Origin of the sequence: Rhizobium sp. NLR22b (assembly GCF_019685295.1) — a bacterium.
GTDB lineage: Bacteria > Pseudomonadota > Alphaproteobacteria > Rhizobiales > Rhizobiaceae > Rhizobium.
Window position 1 is genome coordinate 165384 of record NZ_JABDWM010000004.1, and the last position, 16686, is coordinate 182069.

At 61.2% G+C, this 16686-nt stretch carries 17 protein-coding genes; 13 read left to right on the plus strand and 4 right to left on the minus strand.

Going from position 1 to position 16686, the window contains the following annotated elements; all coding sequences use genetic code 11:
* Positions 1-61: 61 nt before the first annotated feature.
* From HJC00_RS08830 to hisC, 3 genes are all read left to right on the plus strand, one after another.
* A complete protein-coding gene (locus HJC00_RS08830) occupies positions 62-1255 on the plus strand; it encodes an MFS transporter (protein ID WP_210632689.1) in 1194 nt (397 codons plus the stop codon).
* A gap of 96 nt (positions 1256-1351) precedes the next feature.
* Entirely contained in the window at positions 1352-2602 is a 1251-nt protein-coding gene (gene ispG / locus HJC00_RS08835) for a flavodoxin-dependent (E)-4-hydroxy-3-methylbut-2-enyl-diphosphate synthase (protein WP_210632690.1), read from the plus strand.
* A gap of 16 nt (positions 2603-2618) precedes the next feature.
* Positions 2619-3680 (plus strand): histidinol-phosphate transaminase, encoded by a 1062-nt coding sequence (hisC, locus tag HJC00_RS08840; protein ID WP_210632691.1) that lies wholly within the window; start codon positions 2619-2621, stop codon positions 3678-3680.
* 8 nt (positions 3681-3688) lie between these two features.
* On the opposite strand, the gene HJC00_RS08845 is transcribed toward hisC, so the two are convergent.
* Positions 3689-4606, minus strand: a complete 918-nt coding sequence (locus tag HJC00_RS08845) for a polyprenyl synthetase family protein (RefSeq protein WP_210632692.1) — start codon at positions 4604-4606, stop codon at positions 3689-3691.
* A 134-nt stretch (positions 4607-4740) separates the two neighbouring features.
* Between HJC00_RS08845 and mtgA the strand changes: the two genes are divergently transcribed.
* The 5 genes from mtgA (at position 4741) to HJC00_RS08870 (ending at position 7849) form a co-directional block, all read left to right on the plus strand.
* Positions 4741-5478 (plus strand): monofunctional biosynthetic peptidoglycan transglycosylase, encoded by a 738-nt coding sequence (gene mtgA / locus HJC00_RS08850; RefSeq protein WP_210632693.1) that lies wholly within the window; start codon positions 4741-4743, stop codon positions 5476-5478.
* Positions 5479-5574: 96 nt separating this feature from the next.
* The gene (locus HJC00_RS08855; protein ID WP_221146186.1) at positions 5575-6297 is read left to right on the plus strand and encodes a DUF1868 domain-containing protein; all 723 of its coding nucleotides are present in this window, start codon (positions 5575-5577) and stop codon (positions 6295-6297) included.
* A 13-nt stretch (positions 6298-6310) separates the two neighbouring features.
* Positions 6311-6958 (plus strand): glutathione S-transferase family protein, encoded by a 648-nt coding sequence (locus HJC00_RS08860; RefSeq protein WP_210632695.1) that lies wholly within the window; start codon positions 6311-6313, stop codon positions 6956-6958.
* A 156-nt stretch (positions 6959-7114) separates the two neighbouring features.
* On the plus strand, positions 7115-7300 hold the full coding sequence (gene rpmF, locus HJC00_RS08865) for a 50S ribosomal protein L32 (RefSeq protein ID WP_003543812.1): 186 nt from the start codon (positions 7115-7117) through the stop codon (positions 7298-7300).
* A 141-nt stretch (positions 7301-7441) separates the two neighbouring features.
* Positions 7442-7849: a hypothetical protein gene (locus HJC00_RS08870; RefSeq protein ID WP_210632696.1), complete on the plus strand. Its 408-nt coding sequence runs from the start codon at positions 7442-7444 to the stop codon at positions 7847-7849.
* Here the strand turns inward: HJC00_RS08870 and phaR are convergent.
* Positions 7844-8419 carry a polyhydroxyalkanoate synthesis repressor PhaR gene (gene phaR / locus HJC00_RS08875; protein WP_210632697.1) on the minus strand — a complete coding sequence of 192 codons (576 nt, stop codon included), beginning with the start codon at positions 8417-8419 and terminating at the stop codon, positions 7844-7846. The genes HJC00_RS08870 and phaR overlap by 6 nt on opposite strands.
* Before the next feature lie 236 nt (positions 8420-8655).
* Between phaR and HJC00_RS08880 the strand changes: the two genes are divergently transcribed.
* Positions 8656-9837: an acetyl-CoA C-acetyltransferase gene (locus HJC00_RS08880; protein ID WP_210632698.1), complete on the plus strand. Its 1182-nt coding sequence runs from the start codon at positions 8656-8658 to the stop codon at positions 9835-9837.
* 69 nt (positions 9838-9906) lie between these two features.
* Positions 9907-10632, plus strand: coding sequence for a beta-ketoacyl-ACP reductase (locus tag HJC00_RS08885; RefSeq protein ID WP_210632699.1), 726 nt, complete (start codon positions 9907-9909; stop codon positions 10630-10632).
* A gap of 381 nt (positions 10633-11013) precedes the next feature.
* Here the strand turns inward: HJC00_RS08885 and HJC00_RS08890 are convergent, their stop codons facing one another.
* Positions 11014-11274 carry a YMGG-like glycine zipper-containing protein gene (locus tag HJC00_RS08890; protein WP_009991900.1) on the minus strand — a complete coding sequence of 87 codons (261 nt, stop codon included), beginning with the start codon at positions 11272-11274 and terminating at the stop codon, positions 11014-11016.
* A gap of 27 nt (positions 11275-11301) precedes the next feature.
* Positions 11302-11457: a DUF3309 family protein gene (locus HJC00_RS08895; protein ID WP_003543790.1), complete on the minus strand. Its 156-nt coding sequence runs from the start codon at positions 11455-11457 to the stop codon at positions 11302-11304.
* A 798-nt stretch (positions 11458-12255) separates the two neighbouring features.
* Here HJC00_RS08895 and HJC00_RS08900 point away from each other — a divergent pair.
* The 3 genes from HJC00_RS08900 to fdxA all read left to right on the plus strand — a co-directional run bounded on the left by HJC00_RS08900 (position 12256) and on the right by fdxA (position 16374).
* Complete coding sequence (locus HJC00_RS08900) at positions 12256-15438, plus strand: helicase-related protein (protein ID WP_221122922.1); 3183 nt, start codon at positions 12256-12258, stop codon at positions 15436-15438.
* A gap of 2 nt (positions 15439-15440) precedes the next feature.
* Entirely contained in the window at positions 15441-15845 is a 405-nt protein-coding gene (locus tag HJC00_RS08905; RefSeq protein ID WP_221122921.1) for an RNA-binding S4 domain-containing protein, read from the plus strand.
* Positions 15846-16035: 190 nt separating this feature from the next.
* The gene (gene fdxA, locus HJC00_RS08910; protein ID WP_210633049.1) at positions 16036-16374 is read left to right on the plus strand and encodes a ferredoxin FdxA; all 339 of its coding nucleotides are present in this window, start codon (positions 16036-16038) and stop codon (positions 16372-16374) included.
* Positions 16375-16686: the final 312 nt, after the last annotated feature.

Genomic DNA, 16686 nt, shown 5'->3' on the forward strand with positions numbered 1-16686 from the left:
CGTCGTCACGGAGTTTAGAAAAACGGGGGCTCCCAAGCCCGATAGCGAGGAAAGACCGAAAATGGACAGTCATGTGAATGCGCCGTCGGGGGTCCGCAGCGGCTTCATCACCAGAAGCAGGGCAGCGGTTTCCCTGCTCTTTCTCATGAACGGCTTTGTCGTCGGCTGCTGGGCGCCGAAGATCCCGGATTTTGCCGAGCGTCTCGGGCTGAGCAAGTTCGAGCTCGGGCTGATGATCATCGTCTTCGGCGTTGGCTCGCTGGTCATGATGCCGATCGCCGGCGCGCAGATCGCCAGGCATGGCTCGCGGATCGTTGTTCGGGCAACCGCCGTCTGCGTGCTGCCGCTGCTCCTGGCTCTGACGCTCGCGCCAAACGTGATTACCGCGGCAATCTCGCTCTTCCTGTTCGGCGGCTTCATCGGCGCCATGGATGTGGCGATGAACGCCAATGCGGTGTCCGTCGAAAAATCCATGCGCCGCGCCATCATGTCGTCCTGCCATGCTTTCTGGAGCCTTGGCGGCCTCATCGGTTCGGGACTCGGCGGCATCGTGATCACCAAGCTCGGCATTCTCGGCCATGCGCAGCTGGCGACGGTGTTGGCGGCGATCTTCCTTGCTCTGGCATGGCCGATGATCCTTGCGGATCCGCCGCATCCGGATGCCAAGAAAGAAAAGACGAAGCTGCCGATGGTGCCGCTGCCGTGGCTCCTTGGATTGATGGCGCTGTTCTCGATGGTGCCGGAAGGTGCCGTCCTGGATTGGGGCGCGCTCTATCTCCGGCAGGACATGGGGGCGTCGGTCGCGCTTTCAGGACTTGGTTTCGCAGCCTTTTCGGCGACCATGGCGACCATGCGCTTTGCCGGCGATCTCGTGCGCGACCGCCTCGGGAGCGTCAAGACCCTGCGCATCTGCACGCTCTTTGCCATCGCCGGCATGCTGCTTGCCGGCCTGGCGCCCAATGCCGAGCTTGCCATTTTGGGCTTTGCCTTTTGCGGCATCGGCATATCAAACATGGTGCCGATCGCCTTCTCGGCCGCAGGCAACATTCCCGGCCTCAAGCCCGGCATCGGCATCTCCGTGGTGACGACCATGGGTTATTCCGGCATGCTGGTAGCGCCGTCGTTGATCGGCTTCGTCGCCGAGCATATCGGTTTTGCCGTTGTCTTCATGGCGCTGCCGGTGCTGCTGTTGTTCGTTCTCCTATTCTCCAAACTGGCCCATTATGCCGATGGGGTCTCTGGAGGCGGCCACTGAGCCACCTCCAGACAAAAGTGATATAGTGGGCGGTTGACAATAAAGCGGTCATGATCCACCTGAAAGGCACTGTTTTTAGGGGTGCAAGAACTCTTCATGTCCTCAGCCGCCGATTTTGATCCAAAACCGCGCCGCGCTTCCGTCGCCGTCGATGTCGGCGGCGTCATCGTTGGTGGCGGCGCGCCGATCGTCGTGCAATCGATGACGAATACGGATACCGCCGATATCGATTCGACCGTTGCGCAGGTCGCCGCCCTGCACCGGGCGGGCTCGGAACTGGTGCGCATCACCGTCGATCGCGACGAAAGTGCGGCTGCCGTGCCGAAAATCCGCGAAAGGCTGCTGCGGCTCGGCATGGACGTGCCGCTGATCGGCGACTTCCACTATATTGGCCACAAGCTGCTTGCCGATCATCCAGCCTGCGCCGAGGCGCTGGCGAAATACCGCATCAATCCCGGTAATGTCGGCTTCAAGGACAAGAAGGACAAGCAGTTCGCCGAGATCATCGAGATGGCGATCCGCTACGACAAGCCGGTGCGCATCGGCGTCAACTGGGGCTCGCTCGATCAGGATCTCCTGACGGCGCTGATGGATCGAAATGCCGAGGCCGGGTCGCCGCTGTCGGCACGGCAGGTGACGCGCGAGGCGATCGTACAGTCGGCGTTGCTTTCGGCCGCCCTTGCCGAGGAAATCGGCCTGCCACGCAACCGCATCATCCTGTCGGCCAAGGTCAGCCAGGTGCAGGACCTGATCGCGGTCAATTCCATGCTCGCCGAACGTTCCGATCACGCGCTGCATCTCGGGCTGACCGAGGCCGGCATGGGCAGCAAGGGCATCGTCGCTTCGTCGGCTGCCATGGGCTTCGTGCTGCAGCACGGCATCGGCGATACGATCCGCGTCTCACTGACACCCGAGCCGAACGGCGACCGCACCCGCGAAGTCCAGGTGGCGCAGGAAATCCTGCAGGTCATGGGTTTCCGGCAGTTCGTGCCCGTCGTGGCCGCCTGTCCCGGCTGCGGACGCACGACCTCGACGGTCTTCCAGGAACTCGCCCAGAACATTCAGAACGACATCCGCAAGAACATGCCAGTCTGGCGCGAGAAATATCCAGGCGTCGAGGCGCTGAACGTCGCCGTGATGGGCTGCATCGTCAACGGACCGGGCGAAAGCAAACATGCCGATATCGGCATCTCGCTGCCCGGTACCGGCGAGACGCCGGCCGCTCCCGTTTTTATCGACGGCAAGAAGGCGCTGACACTGCGCGGTCCCAATATCGCCTCCGACTTCGAGGCGCTTGTCGTCGATTATATCGAAAAGCGTTTCGGCCAGCGGACGGCAGCGGAATGAAGGTCCGCGCGTTCGAATGAGCCGGTATTGGTCTGATATCGTCAGCAAGCTCCGGCCGTATGTCGCGGGCGAGCAGCCGCGTATTCCCGGCCTGGTCAAGCTCAATACCAATGAGAATCCCTACGGACCGTCCCCAAAGGCGATCGAAGCGATCAGGCAGGCGGCGGACGATCGTCTGCGGCTCTATCCCGATCCCTCCGCCACGGAATTGCGCGAAGCGATCGCCGCCCGTTTCAACCTGACAGCGGAAGAAGTATTCGTCGGCAACGGCTCCGATGAGGTTCTCGCCCATACGTTTCAGGCGCTGCTGAAACACGAGCTGCCGCTTCTCTATCCCGACATAACCTATAGCTTCTATCCAACCTATAGCCTGCTATATGGTGTGGAGGCGATCGAGATGCCGCTCGACGATCAGTTCCGGATTCGGCTTGCTGATTACGACAGACCGTGCGGCGCAATCATCATTCCCAATCCGAATGCGCCGACTGGTATCGGCCTGCCGCTGGCCGGGATCGAGGCGCTTCTTACTGCTCATCCGGATGCGGTCGTCGTGATAGACGAGGCCTATGTCGATTTCGGCGGCGAGAGCGCCGTGCCGCTCATTTCTTGTTATCCCAACCTTCTGATCATCCAGACCTTGTCGAAATCTCGTTCGTTCGCAGGTCTGCGCGTCGGCTTCGCGCTGGGGCACCGGGACCTGATCGAGGCGCTGGTGCGCGTCAAGGACAGCTTCAATTCCTATCCGCTCGACCGCCTGGCCCAGGTCGCGGCGACGGCGGCGATCAAGGACGAGGCGTGGTTCGAAACAAGCCGGCGGAAAATCATCGCCAGCCGGGAAACCCTTGTCCGGCAACTGGAAGCGTTGAGTTTCCAGGTGCTGCCATCCCAGGCGAATTTCCTCTTCGCGATGCACGAGAGCCGATCGGGCGGTGCACTTCTGGCCGAACTGCGGGAGCGTGGCGTGCTCGTCCGGCGTTTCGCCGAGCCGCGCATTTCGGAGTTCCTGCGCATCAGCATCGGCACCGACGAGGAATGCGCGCGGCTGGTTGCCGCTCTCAAGGAGATATTGGCCGCCTGACCTTCGGCTCAGCTCTTACGGTCGGCGATGAAATGCGCAGCGGCGGTGAGGATCGAGGCGCGTGCCCCATAGGGGGCGAGCAGGTCTTCGGCATCGCTGACGTGCTGGCGGAGCTCGGTCTCGGCCCACTCCATGCCATGAAGCCCCACGAGCGTTCCCTTGCCGCGGGCCGCATCCTTGCCGGTCGCCTTGCCCATGGTCTCAGCATCAGAGGTCAGGTCGAGAATGTCGTCGGCGAGCTGGAAGGCAAGGCCGATCTTTTCGCCGAAGGCGCGCAGGCGGCGGCGATCTTCGGGCGGGCTTCCTGCGATGATGGCGCCCGCCTCGCAGGCGAAGCGGATCAGCGCCCCTGTTTTCATCGCCTGCAGGCGTATGATGCCGGCCTCGTCGGGGGCCTGTTTCTCGGCCGCGAGGTCGAGCGCCTGGCCGCCGGCCATGCCGCCGAGACCGGCTGCGCGGGCAAGGGCCAGCACCAGCGCTGCTTTGCTCGTATCGGGAAGGGCGGTCTCCGGCGCTGCGACGATGTCGAAGGCGTAGGTCAGCAGGCTGTCGCCGGCAAGGATCGCGGTGGCTTCATCGAACTTGATATGGACTGTCGGCTTGCCGCGGCGCAGGTCGTCGTCGTCCATGGCCGGCAGATCGTCATGCACGAGGGAATAGCAGTGAATGCATTCGAGCGCCGCGCCGACACGAAGTGCGGCCTTCCCATTGCCGCCGAGCAGGGCGGCACTTTCGGCAACGAGGAATGGGCGCAGCCGCTTGCCGCCGTTCAGCACGGCATAATGCATGGCGCTGCGCAGGGTCTCGGGCCTGGCGATTTCATCGGAAAGAGGGACCGGTGACGACAGCAATGCGTCGAGCAGCGCCTCGATTTCGCGGGCGTTGTTCCTAAGCCTCGTCTCGAAAGTGTCCCGGTTCGCGTCCATGGGCGCTGTTTGGCATGGGGCACCGGGGCTTGCAACGGAATTGTCGATGACTGCAGCAAGATTTCCCATGTGCTCTGGCATAAGCGCCTCACAGGCGTTATGAGAACGAGAGGGAGCGAAATGGGCTTGGGACATTGGATATAGCGCCGGAGAGAGAGGATATTGCCGACATGCCGGCCCGTCGGCGATGGTTCGAAGATCGGCCCGTGCTGAGACGCGTCGGTCTTGCCGTTCTGGCCATAGTGATCCTTCCTTACGCCCTGATCTTCCTCTACCTGCTGCCCTTCATCCATCCCGTCTCGACGCTGATGCTGCGCGATCTGGTGCTGCTGCGCGGCTATGACCGCAGATGGGTATCGTTGGACGAGGTCGCTCCGGTCCTGGTGCAATCGGTGATGATGTCCGAAGACGGTCAATATTGTTTCCACGGCGGCGTCGACTGGGCGGAGATGCGCATGCTGGTCGAGGATACGCTGAAGGGCCAGGCAACGCGCGGCGGCAGCACCATCCCGATGCAGACCGCCAAGAACCTCTTTCTCTGGAACAGCCGCTCCTTCGTGCGCAAGGCGATGGAGCTTCCGCTCGCCGTCTCCACCGATTTCGTCCTGTCGAAGCGGCGGCTGATGGAAATCTATCTCAACATCGCCGAATGGGGTCCCGGCATCTACGGCGTCGAGGCGGCGGCCCAGCATCATTTCAAGGTTCCGGCCTCGAAGCTGACGCGGCGGCAGGCGTCGCTGCTGGCTGTCTCGCTCCCGAACCCGATCGACCGCAAAGCAGGCAAGCCCGGACGAGGCCTTCGCCGGCTTGCCGGCGTCATCGAGAGGCGTGCGCAGGGCTCAGGCGACTACATCAAGTGCATCTATGAATAAGATCAGAACTTGTCATTAGAAGCAGTGAACGTCATCTGACATTCTTGGTTCTGCCATATGGGCGAATGCAGTCCAATCAGAGCCCCCGAGTCGCCCATGACCGCCCCAACCTTTTCTCCCGAACTTCTCTTTTACTCGAAGACGCACAATCAAAACCCGCCCGCCCATCTCGGCAGCCGCTATGGCAAGATCGGCGGTTTCCTGCCGGAAGCCGGCAACACCATCGTCTGCCACATCGAGAAGGGGTCAAGGACCCGGGCGGTACTGATAGAGGCGCGCGAGAAATATCTAACGATGCCCGAGGCGCCGCAATTTCTCTTCACGCCGATCTCGAGCCTTCACATGACGCTTTTCGAAGGCGTCATCGAGACCAGGCGCCTGCAGGACTGCTGGCCTGCAGACCTCCCTCTCGAGACGCCGATCGACGATATGACCGATCTCATGGCGGCGCGGCTCGAATGTTTCTCGATGGCGGAGCCTTTCAAAGTCGCCGTCGTCGAAGCTCGGCCGTCGGGCCTGCTCGTCGACGGAGCGACGGAGAAGGACCGCAAGGTCATGCGCGCCTGGCGTAACGCGCTTGCCGATCTTCTCGGCTATCGCCAGCCCAACCATATGGATTACAAATTCCATGTGACCTTCGCCTATGTGATCGAGCGGCTGGAGGATGAAGCCTTGCCGCGCTGGCAGGCAATGCTCGACGAGGTGGCCGAGGATATCCGCCGCAAGGCCCCTGTTTTCGAGCTTGCGCCGCCGGCGTTCTGCGTGTTCGAGGACATGAACCATTTCCACGAACTGCTGATCTTCGATTTCGATGCCTGAATGGGAGAGGCCTATGGACAGACCGACGCTCTACATCGCCAACAAGAATTATTCTTCCTGGTCGTTCCGGCCGTGGATGGCGCTGACGAGCGCCGGCGTCGACTTCGAAGAAATCCTGATCCCTTTCGACGATGCGGGCGGCAATCCCAATATCAAGGCGATATCGCCGAGCGGCCGGGTGCCAGTCCTGCAGCACGGCGGTTTGAAGATCTGGGAATCGCTGGCGATCATCGAATATGCCGCCGAGCTTTATCCGGACGCCGGCCTTTGGCCGCGCGACCGTGCCGAACGGGCGCTCGCCCGCTCTGTTTCGATGGAAATGCTTTCAGGCTTCCGAGCCCTGCGCAATGCCTGCCCGATGAATATTCGCCGACCGAGGGGCGGGATCACATTGCCTGACGGCGTCGACGCCGACGTCAGCCGTATCGAGACGATCTGGCGAAACCTTCTGCAGAAATCCGGCGGCCCGTTTCTCTTTGGTGCGTTCAGCGGCGTGGATGCGATGTTTGCGCCCGTCGTCAACCGGTTCGACATCTATGACCTCGTCAGCCGGGAGGAGACGCTCGCCTATATGGAGACGATGAAGGCGCATCCGGCCTGGCGGAAATGGGAAGAGGCGGCCCGCGCCGAGCCCTGGATCGTGCCGGAAGACGAGGTCTGAGGCTCGAATCATCGGCTTCGCAAAAAATATGCATGGGGACTGGTCAAGGCCGCCCCTTGCATGTATAAGCGCGCAAAATTTCCGAAATCGCGACATGTCCGTTTCGGCCGCCAGTCTGGCCGTGGGAATGTTTTGCCCGCAAGTGGAGTAAGAAAAATGGCTGTACCGAAGAGAAAAACGAGCCCGTCCAAGCGCGGCATGCGCCGTTCGGCTGACGCGCTGAAGGCACCGACCTACGTCGAAGACAAGAATTCCGGCGAACTGCGCCGCCCGCATCATATCGACCTGAAGACCGGTATGTATCGCGGCCGCCAGGTTCTGACTCCGAAGGAAAGCGCATAATTTCCGATCCGGCTCGTCCGATCGCGAGTCTCAAGGCCGGCTTCACGCCGGCCTTTTGCATTTCGGCAAGATAATATTTGCAATCACTTGCGGTGAGACAACGGTTTGCGGCAGTATTCTTTCTCCGCTGGGAGATTGCCGATGGTAGCCGCAATGCCGCTGATGATTATTCCGTTTATTCTTTACAATCTGGCGATGCTCGGCCTGATGGGCGACGGCGGCATCGCAGCCTTGCAGCATAACATCATCGTGCTGTCGATGCTCTCGGGTGCGACCTGGAGCATGGCGCTCGGCGATCTCTTCATCGTCGTTGCGCTCATCGTGCTGTTCTTCGAAATCCTGAAAGCAACGCGAACCGGGCCCGGCAACCTCTTGAACCATATCTTGTCGATGCTGGTCTTCATCGCCTTCCTGGTCGAGTTTCTTCTCGTCCAGGGCGCCGCGACCCAGGTGTTCTTCATTTTGATGACGATCGCTCTGATCGATGTGATCGGGGGTTTTGCCGTTTCGATCCGAAGCGCCGGGCGAGATGTCTCTATCGGACTATAGGTTGTCGAGCTTGTTCTGAAGGGCGCGGAGCTGTTCCTTCAGTTCGTCGATATCCTTGGCTTCGGCCTTGCGGCTTTCCTTGGCCGCCGGCGGTGTCATGAAAGGCGAGAACATCTGCATTGCCTGCTGAAACAGCTCGGTATTGCGGCGAACCTGGTCCTCGACCATCTGCATCGGCAATTGCAGGTTCTTGCCGAGCGGCGTCTCGCCGAAGGCACGGTTTACCTGTTCGCGCATCTGTGCCTGCTGTTCGCTGAAGGCGCGCATCGAATGTTCGAGGAAGCTCGGCACGACCATCTGCATCTGGTCACCATAATAGGTGATCAGCTGGCGCAGGAAGGAGATCGGGAGCAGCGTGTTGCCGGTTTTCGATTCCTGCTCGAAGATGATCTGCGTCAGCACCGAATGGGTGATATCGTCCCCGCTTTTTGCGTCCTGGACGGTAAAGTCTTCGCCCCTCTTTACCATCTCCGCCAGATCTTCCAGCGTCACATAGGTGCTGGTGCCTGTATTGTACAGGCGGCGATTGGCGTATTTCTTGATGACAATCTGACCCTCATGCTTCGCCATATCAGTCTCCTGAACCCCCGTCTGATTTATGGATCTTCCTCCACTTCAGACTGTAAACGCAAAAGAAGGCTGGTGACAATCTCTTTGTGCGTTGCGGCAAACCTTTAGCAGATCAAACGAATCGGCGTTGACTGCTGCCGCGAAAATGGCGGCGGCCGGTCTTCCCGTTTGACTTGTGCTCAAAGCTTTGCCAGTTTCCCCTTATGTAAGTGGGACGAAAAACGAGGAGCCTCCCCATGAGCAATTCATCCGTCGTCATCGCCAGCGCAGGTCGGACAGCCGTCGGCTCGTTCAACGGCGCTTTTGCAACGGTCCCCGCGCATGAACTCGGCGCGGCCGTCATCAAGGGGGCGCTCGCGCGCGCCGGCGTCGATGCCGGCGAGGTGGATGAGGTGATCCTCGGCCAGGTGCTGGCCGCGGGCGAAGGCCAGAACCCGGCCCGCCAGGCGGCGATCAAGGCCGGCCTTCCGAAGGAAACGACGGCCTGGGGCGTCAACCAGCTCTGCGGCTCGGGCCTGCGCGCAGTCGCGCTCGGCATGCAGCAGATTGCCACCGGCGACGCCAGGATCATCGTTGCCGGCGGCCAGGAATCCATGTCGATGGCGCCGCATGCCGCGCATTTGCGCAGCGGCACGAAGATGGGCGACATGAAGATGGTCGACACGATGATCAAGGACGGCCTCACCGACGCTTTTCACGGCTACCATATGGGCATCACCGCCGAGAACGTCGCACGGCAGTGGCAGCTGTCGCGCGACGACCAGGATCAGTTCGCCGTCGCCTCGCAGAATAAGGCAGAGGCGGCTCAGAAGGCCGGCCGCTTCACCGACGAGATCATTCCCTACATCATCCAGACACGGAAGGGCGACGTGACCGTCGATTCCGACGAATATATCCGCCACGGCGCGACGCTCGAGGCGATGGGCAAGCTTCGCCCCGCCTTCGACAAGGAAGGCACGGTTACCGCCGCCAATGCCTCCGGCCTCAACGACGGCGCTGCCGCCGCCGTGCTGATGAGTGAGGCGGAAGCGACCCGGCGCGGCATTCAGCCGCTTGCCCGCATCGTTTCCTGGGCAACGGCCGGCGTCGATCCGTCGATCATGGGCACCGGCCCGATCCCCGCGTCGCGCAAGGCGCTCGAAAAGGCCGGCTGGTCTGTGAACGATCTCGATCTTGTGGAGGCCAACGAGGCCTTCGCGGCACAGGCTTGCGCTGTCAGCAAGGATCTCGGCTGGGATCCGTCGATCGTCAACGTCAATGGCGGGGCGATTGCGATCGGCCATCCGATCGGCGCCTCCGGGGCGCGCATTCTCAACACGCTGCTGTTCGAGATGAAGCGCCGCGGCGCGAAGAAGGGCCTCGCCACGCTTTGCATCGGCGGCGGCATGGGCGTCGCCATGTGCTTTGAAGCACTTTAAATAGCATGCAATCCGTCATTGATTGAAATGCCGCCACGAGCGGGCGAAAACACAGAGGGGGAGCGGAACATGAGCAGAGTGGCTCTGGTCACCGGAGGTACACGCGGCATCGGCGCGGCGATATCCATGGCGCTGAAAAATGCCGGCTACAGGGTTGCGGCCACTTACGCCGGCAATGACGAGAAGGCTCATGCCTTCCACGACGTCACCGGCGTTGCGGTATTCAAATGGGATGTTTCGGACTACGCTGCCTGCGGTGAAGGGATCACCAAGGTCGAACGCGAGATCGGGCCGGTCGAGATCCTCGTCAACAATGCCGGCATTACCCGCGACGCAATGTTCCACAAGATGACGCCGCAGCAGTGGCACGAGGTGATCAACACCAACCTGACCGGTCTGTTCAACATGACGCATCAGGTCTGGAGCGGCATGCGCGACCGCGGCTTCGGCCGCATCGTCAATATCTCGTCGATCAACGGCCAGAAGGGCCAGATGGGCCAGGCGAACTATTCGGCGGCCAAGGCCGGCGATCTCGGCTTTACCAAGGCGCTTGCCCAGGAAGGGGCTGCGAAAAACATCACCGTCAATGCCATCTGCCCCGGTTATATCGGAACGGAAATGGTGCTTGCCGTGCCGGAGAAGGTACTGAATGAACGCATCATTCCGCAGATCCCGGTCGGCCGTCTCGGCGAGCCCGAAGAGATTGCCCGCTGCGTTACCTTCCTCGTCTCCGACGATGCTGGTTTCATCACCGGTTCGACGCTGACGGCCAATGGCGGGCAATTCTTCGTTTAAGATAGGACGAACGTGTGTCGATTTGCAAAGGCGCGTTGCAGAACGCGCCTTTGCTTTTGTTCGGGAGGGCAGAAGCGGTTGCCGGTGTTCCGGTCTCGATCAACCCGAATCATGGCCGGCATTCGCTGCCGCGAGCGATCTCCGCTACCAAGACAAGAGATGAGACCGCGGTTGTCAGGAAAGCCGCGGCGACGAGAATGACGACGGTGGAATTGTCGGGCGATGGCGCCTGCCCTGCGCGTACGAGGTAAATATGCGGCTAGCTAATGGGCGTTGGTGGATTTGACTTTCATGACCGATCGTCAACGTCACGTTGACGGACGTGTCGGCAAAGAAAAACGGGCGCAGAAGCGCCCGTTGGGAGTCCGATATGTGATGCGATCAGTAACGGCAACGCGCCTCGTAGCGGCGGCCGTAGCGATCGCGATAGATGCAGTAGCCGCGGCGTTCGACCGACTGGCCGATGAGAGCGCCGGTCAGGCCGCCGGCAACGGCGCCGACTGCGGCACCGCCCCAGCTGTTGGTGACGGCACCGCCGATGACTGCACCGGTGCCGGCGCCGATCGCCGTGCCCTGCTCGGTCGCGGTGCAGGATGCGAGAGCGCCCACGAGCGCGCCGATAAGAACAATCTTCTTCATCATGTCGTAACTCCCCAGGTTAGTCGGGCTTTAGATGCGGCCCATTAGTACAAGGATAATGATAATGACCAGAACTAGCCCCAAACCGCCGGAAGGTCCATAGCCCCAGCCACGGCTATAACCCCAGTTCGGTAGGGCTCCGATCAGGAGCAGAATGAGGATAACGAGAAGTATCGTGCCAAGCATGGTGTTTTTCCTTCATTTCATCTGCAATCTGAATGGACAAGAAACACGCATTGGCGATTTTTGTTCCCGGTTGGGCGCGCGAATTAGGATGCGACGCGATTCATGGTTTGTGATCCGTCACCCCTGACAAATGGCCCGTATGGTTAAAAAGACATTGAAATACAACATGTTGCGGCGAACAAAGCAGGAAGATCACGATGTCTCCGATTCGTCGGTGATTCGTTCCGTTTTTGATCGGTCCGACGGGCAAGCGGGTCAGGCTTAAGGCTGTGTGAATTTGCTCGCCGGAAGATTAACACCGACGTGACGAGATCTTGCCGCCTGCCCCGCATCTAGCGGGCGGAACATGACGACGCCACCAGATATGGCCGTGAACGAAAGGGGAAAGCAGAGCAGTCGGCGATTCGTCGCCGATTCGTTCCGGATTTGATCGAGACGTTAATTTCGGCGGATTTTTCCCTTGGCAAAAAGCGAATGACAGACCTCCGGCAGGGTCACAAAATGCGAACCGGAGAGAGCCCCGCGATTCAGCATTTAGTAGGAAAAAGTGATTCAAAATCAATACTTAGCCGTGAACAAAAGCTGAATCAGCAGGAGTCAGCGATTCGTCTCTGATTCGTTCTCACGCTGTTCCGAATCGGAAAGGCGGACCGTCCGGACGACTCGCAAAAGTCGCAATCCCCCGACGCATTTTGAAATCTGCCCTTGCGTTTGCGGCAGTAGCTGTCCATGTGTTCTGTGCCTCCATCGAGATGGCAAAACTTTTCCCGGGGCGCGCCTGCCTCACTTGCATGGACCATGACTCTGACTTCGCAGCCGATGATTCTCAGCGGGCGCGGTGTGACCGCGGTGCTTGGACCAACCAATACCGGCAAGACCCATTATGCCATCGAGCGCATGGTCGCACATGGGACCGGCGTGATTGGCCTGCCACTCAGGCTTTTGGCCCGCGAGGTCTATACGCGGGTGGTGGAGAAGGTCGGCTTGCAGAACGTGGCTCTGGTCACGGGCGAAGAAAAGATTTCGCCGCCCAATGCGCGTTTTTCCGTTTGCACGGTCGAGGCGATGCCGCGGGAGACCAAAGCCGCCTTTGTCGCGATCGACGAGGTCCAGCTCGCCGGCGATCTCGAGCGTGGCCATATCTTCACCGACCGTATCCTGCACCTTCGCGGCCGGGATGAGACGCTGCTTCTGGGCGCGGGGACAATGCGGCCGATCCTGCAGCAGATCCTGCCCGGCGTCACGATCGTCGAGCGGCCACGGCTTTCGCATCTCCTTTACGCCGGGCAGAAGAAGATCACCCGGCTGCCGCAGCGCTCGGCCATCGTCGCCTTTTCCGCCGATGAGGTCTATGCCATCGCCGAGCTCATCCGCCGGCAGCGCGGCGGCGCGGCGGTCGTGCTGGGGGCGCTGAGCCCGCGCACCCGCAATGCGCAGGTCGCGCTCTATCAGGCGGGCGACGTCGAATATCTGGTGGCGACCGATGCGATCGGCATGGGCCTCAACCTCGACGTCGATCACGTCGCCTTCGCCCAGGACCGGAAATTCGACGGCTACCAGTTCCGCAACCTCAATCCGGCCGAGCTCGGCCAGATCGCCGGCCGCGCCGGGCGGCACGTGCGGGACGGCACCTTCGGTGTCACCGGCCAAGTCTCGCCCTTCGACGAGGAAGTGGTGCAGCGCATCGAGGGACATGAATTCGACAACGTCAAGGTTCTGCAGTGGCGCACGACGGAGATGGATTTCTCCTCAATTCAGTCGCTGCGCGCCAGCCTGGAGGCCGGGCCGCGCGTGCCCGGGCTGACGCGGGCGCTGCCGGCGGTCGATCAGCAGGCGCTCGAGCAGCTTTCGCGCTATCCCGAAGTGATCGACCTCGCCGACAGGCCGGCCCGCGTCGAAAAACTCTGGGAGGCTTGCGCGCTGCCCGACTACCGGCGTATCACTCCGGCCCAACATGCCGATCTTATTTCGACCCTCTTTTCCGATCTCGTGCGCTATGGCACGGTGAACGAGCAGTTTCTTGCGGAGCAGGTTCATCGCTCGGATCGAACTGATGGGGAAATTGACACGCTTTCGGCGCGAATCGCGCAGATAAGGACCTGGACCTACGTTTCGAATCGGCCCGGCTGGCTTGCCGATCCGACACATTGGCAGGAAAAGACGCGGGAAATCGAAGATCGATTGTCCGATGCGTTACATGAAAGGTTGACGAAACGCTTTGTTGATCGCAGGACATCTGTGCTCATGAAGCGCCTGAGAGAGAATGCGATGCTGGAAGCTGAAATCAGTGTGAATGGCGATGTCTTCGTTGAAGGACATCATGTAGGGCAGTTGAGCGGATTCCGTTTCACCCCGGTGGGGGGAACGGATGGACCGGATGCCAAGGCGGTTCAGGCTGCGTCGCAGAAGGCGCTCGCGCTCGAGTTCGAGGCCCGTGCGGCCCGGCTGCATGCCGCGGGCAATAGCGATCTGGCGATCGGTTCGGATGGCTTGATCCGTTGGCTCGGCGATCCCGTGGCGCGGCTTTCCGGCAGCGATCACGTCATGCGGCCGCGCGTGATCCTGCTCGCCGACGAGCAGTTGACGGGCAATGCCCGCGATCACGTCGCCGCCCGTATCGAACGTTTCGTCAATCATCACATCAGCACGGTATTGAAACCGCTCGATGATCTGTCGCGCGCCGAGGATCTGCAGGGCCTCGCCAAGGGACTTGCCTTCCAGCTGGTCGAAAATCTCGGCGTGCTCTTCCGCCGCGACGTCACCGAAGAGGTGAAGTCGCTGGATCAGGAGGCTCGCGCCTCCATGCGCCGCTACGGCGTGCGTTTCGGTGCCTATCATATCTTTGTTCCGGCCCTTCTGAAGCCGGCACCTGCCGAACTGATCACGCTGCTCTGGGCGTTGAAGAACGACGGTCTCGACAAGCCGGGCTACGGCGATCTCATCCCCGTGCTTGCCGCCGGCCGCACCTCGGTCGTCACCGATCCGAGCTTCGAGCGGATGTTCTACAAGCTCGCCGGCTTCCGCTTCCTCGGCAAGCGCGCCGTGCGCATCGACATTCTGGAGCGGCTTGCCGATATCATCCGTCCGCTGCTGCAATGGAAGCCCGGTCAGAGCAATCGTCCGGAGGGCGCCTATGACGGTCGCCGTTTCACGACGACGACGGCGATGCTGTCGATTCTCGGGGCGACGCTCGAGGACATGGAAGAGATCCTCAAGGGCCTCGGCTATCGCGCCGATGCCGTGAAGGCGGAAGAGGCGTCGGCCCATCTTGCGGCGCAGGACGCGGCTTCAGCCCCTGCCGCCTCCGCGGAAACATCCGCGGAAGAAGCGGCAGAAAAAGCCGATCACGATGATGCCGACGGAGCGACGGAAGAGGCTGTTTCCGAGCCGACCCAAGCCGAGCCGGCTTCGACGGCGGCCGACGTCCCCGCCACAGAAGCGAACGACAGCAACACTGCGGCCGAAGTGACCGAGGCAACCGCTTCGGCAGAGACTGCCGCCTCCGGGGAAGCTGGCGAGCCGGCGGAACCGAAGCCGGTTCTTTTGTGGCGTCTCGGCGGCCGCAATGACAACCATCGCCAAGCACGCGGCGGCCATGGCGAACGCCGGGGCGGCCAGAACCAGGAGCGCGGCGAACGCAATCGCCGTCCGAACGGCGGTGAAGGCGGCGAAGGCAATCGCGGCGGCGACGGGCGCGACAACCGCCACGGCCGCGGCAAGGACGGTGGCGGCCGTGACGGTGGCAGACCGCAGCAAGCAAGGGGCGAGCGCAAGGACCAGCCGCGCGGTGATCGTCAGGACCGTGGCGATCGGAAGGACCGCGGCGAGCGGAACGATCGCAATGACCGTAACGACCGCAACAACAATCGCGGCGCCCAGCCGCTGCGCTTCGAGGCCAAGCCGCCGCGCAAGGAGAAGCCGATCGATCCGGATTCTCCCTTCGCCAAGCTCGCAGCTCTCAAGGAACAGATGAAGAAGTAATCATGGGCGGGGAGACACAGCCGGCAAGCGGTTCGCGCCAGCGCATCGACAAGTGGCTGTTTTTCACGCGCATGGTGAAGTCGCGCTCGCTGGCCCAGAGTCACGTCCAGTCGGGGCACGTGCGCATCAACGGCGAGCGCTGCAGTCACCCGAGCCAGATGGTCAAGCCGGGTGACCGCGTCGAACTGACGCTGGAGCGGCGCGATGTCATTCTCATCGTGCGTCTCGCCGGGGAGCGGCGGGGTCCCTACGAGGAGGCCCGCCTGCTCTACGACGACCAATCCCCGCCGCCGGATGAGACAAAACGTCTCACGCCGTATGAGCAAGCGACCCGGGCGACGGGTACCGGCCGTCCGACCAAAAAGGAAAGACGTGCAATCGACAGGCTGATGTCGGACGAGGATTAGAAAACTCTGTCTGTGGCGGCGGCTTTGCAGATCGTTTACCCTTGAAATCCGGCGCTAAAGCCGATAGGTCACTGACAACCTGCCGGAAGCGTGCTTGCCTGCCAAGCCTGTCCACGCTTCGCCCGGCACGGGGATAGGCGCGACGTTCCAGGTTGCCCGGCCCCATCCGCTTGAAATCCTGGAGTTCTTCATGACCTATGTCGTGACCGACAATTGCATCAAGTGCAAATACACCGATTGCGTGGAAGTTTGCCCTGTCGACTGCTTTTATGAAGGCGAGAATTTCCTCGTCATCCATCCGGACGAATGCATCGATTGCGGCGTCTGCGAACCGGAATGTCCCGCCGAGGCGATCAAGCCGGATACCGAGCCGGGCCTCGACAAGTGGCTGAAGATCAATACCGAATATGCCAGCATCTGGCCGAATATCACGGTCAAGAAGGATCCGTTGCCGGAGGCCAAGGAAATGGACGGCCAGACCGGAAAATTCGAGAAATATTTCTCCCAAAAGCCGGGTTCCGGCGATTAAGACGGCTGTCCGATTTCGTCGCCGGATGCGGGCCGTTGAGCGGTGAAACGTTTTAAATCCTGCGTCTGGCATATGGGTGATCTGTGTTGCCCGCATGACTCAGACGAAGCAAATTATTGATTTCCTCATATTTTTGTGATAGGTTTCGCCTACTGTTCCATTTGTGGCATGACGCATGCCCAAAACCATCACGAAAGCAAAACCAATCCGTACGCGGTTTCCGTGACATATCAACGCTTTGAGCGCCGGGTCCCCAGATCGCGCGCAAGAAGCCCTTGCTTTTGCCTGATGGGACCAGAGTGAAGTCACCCG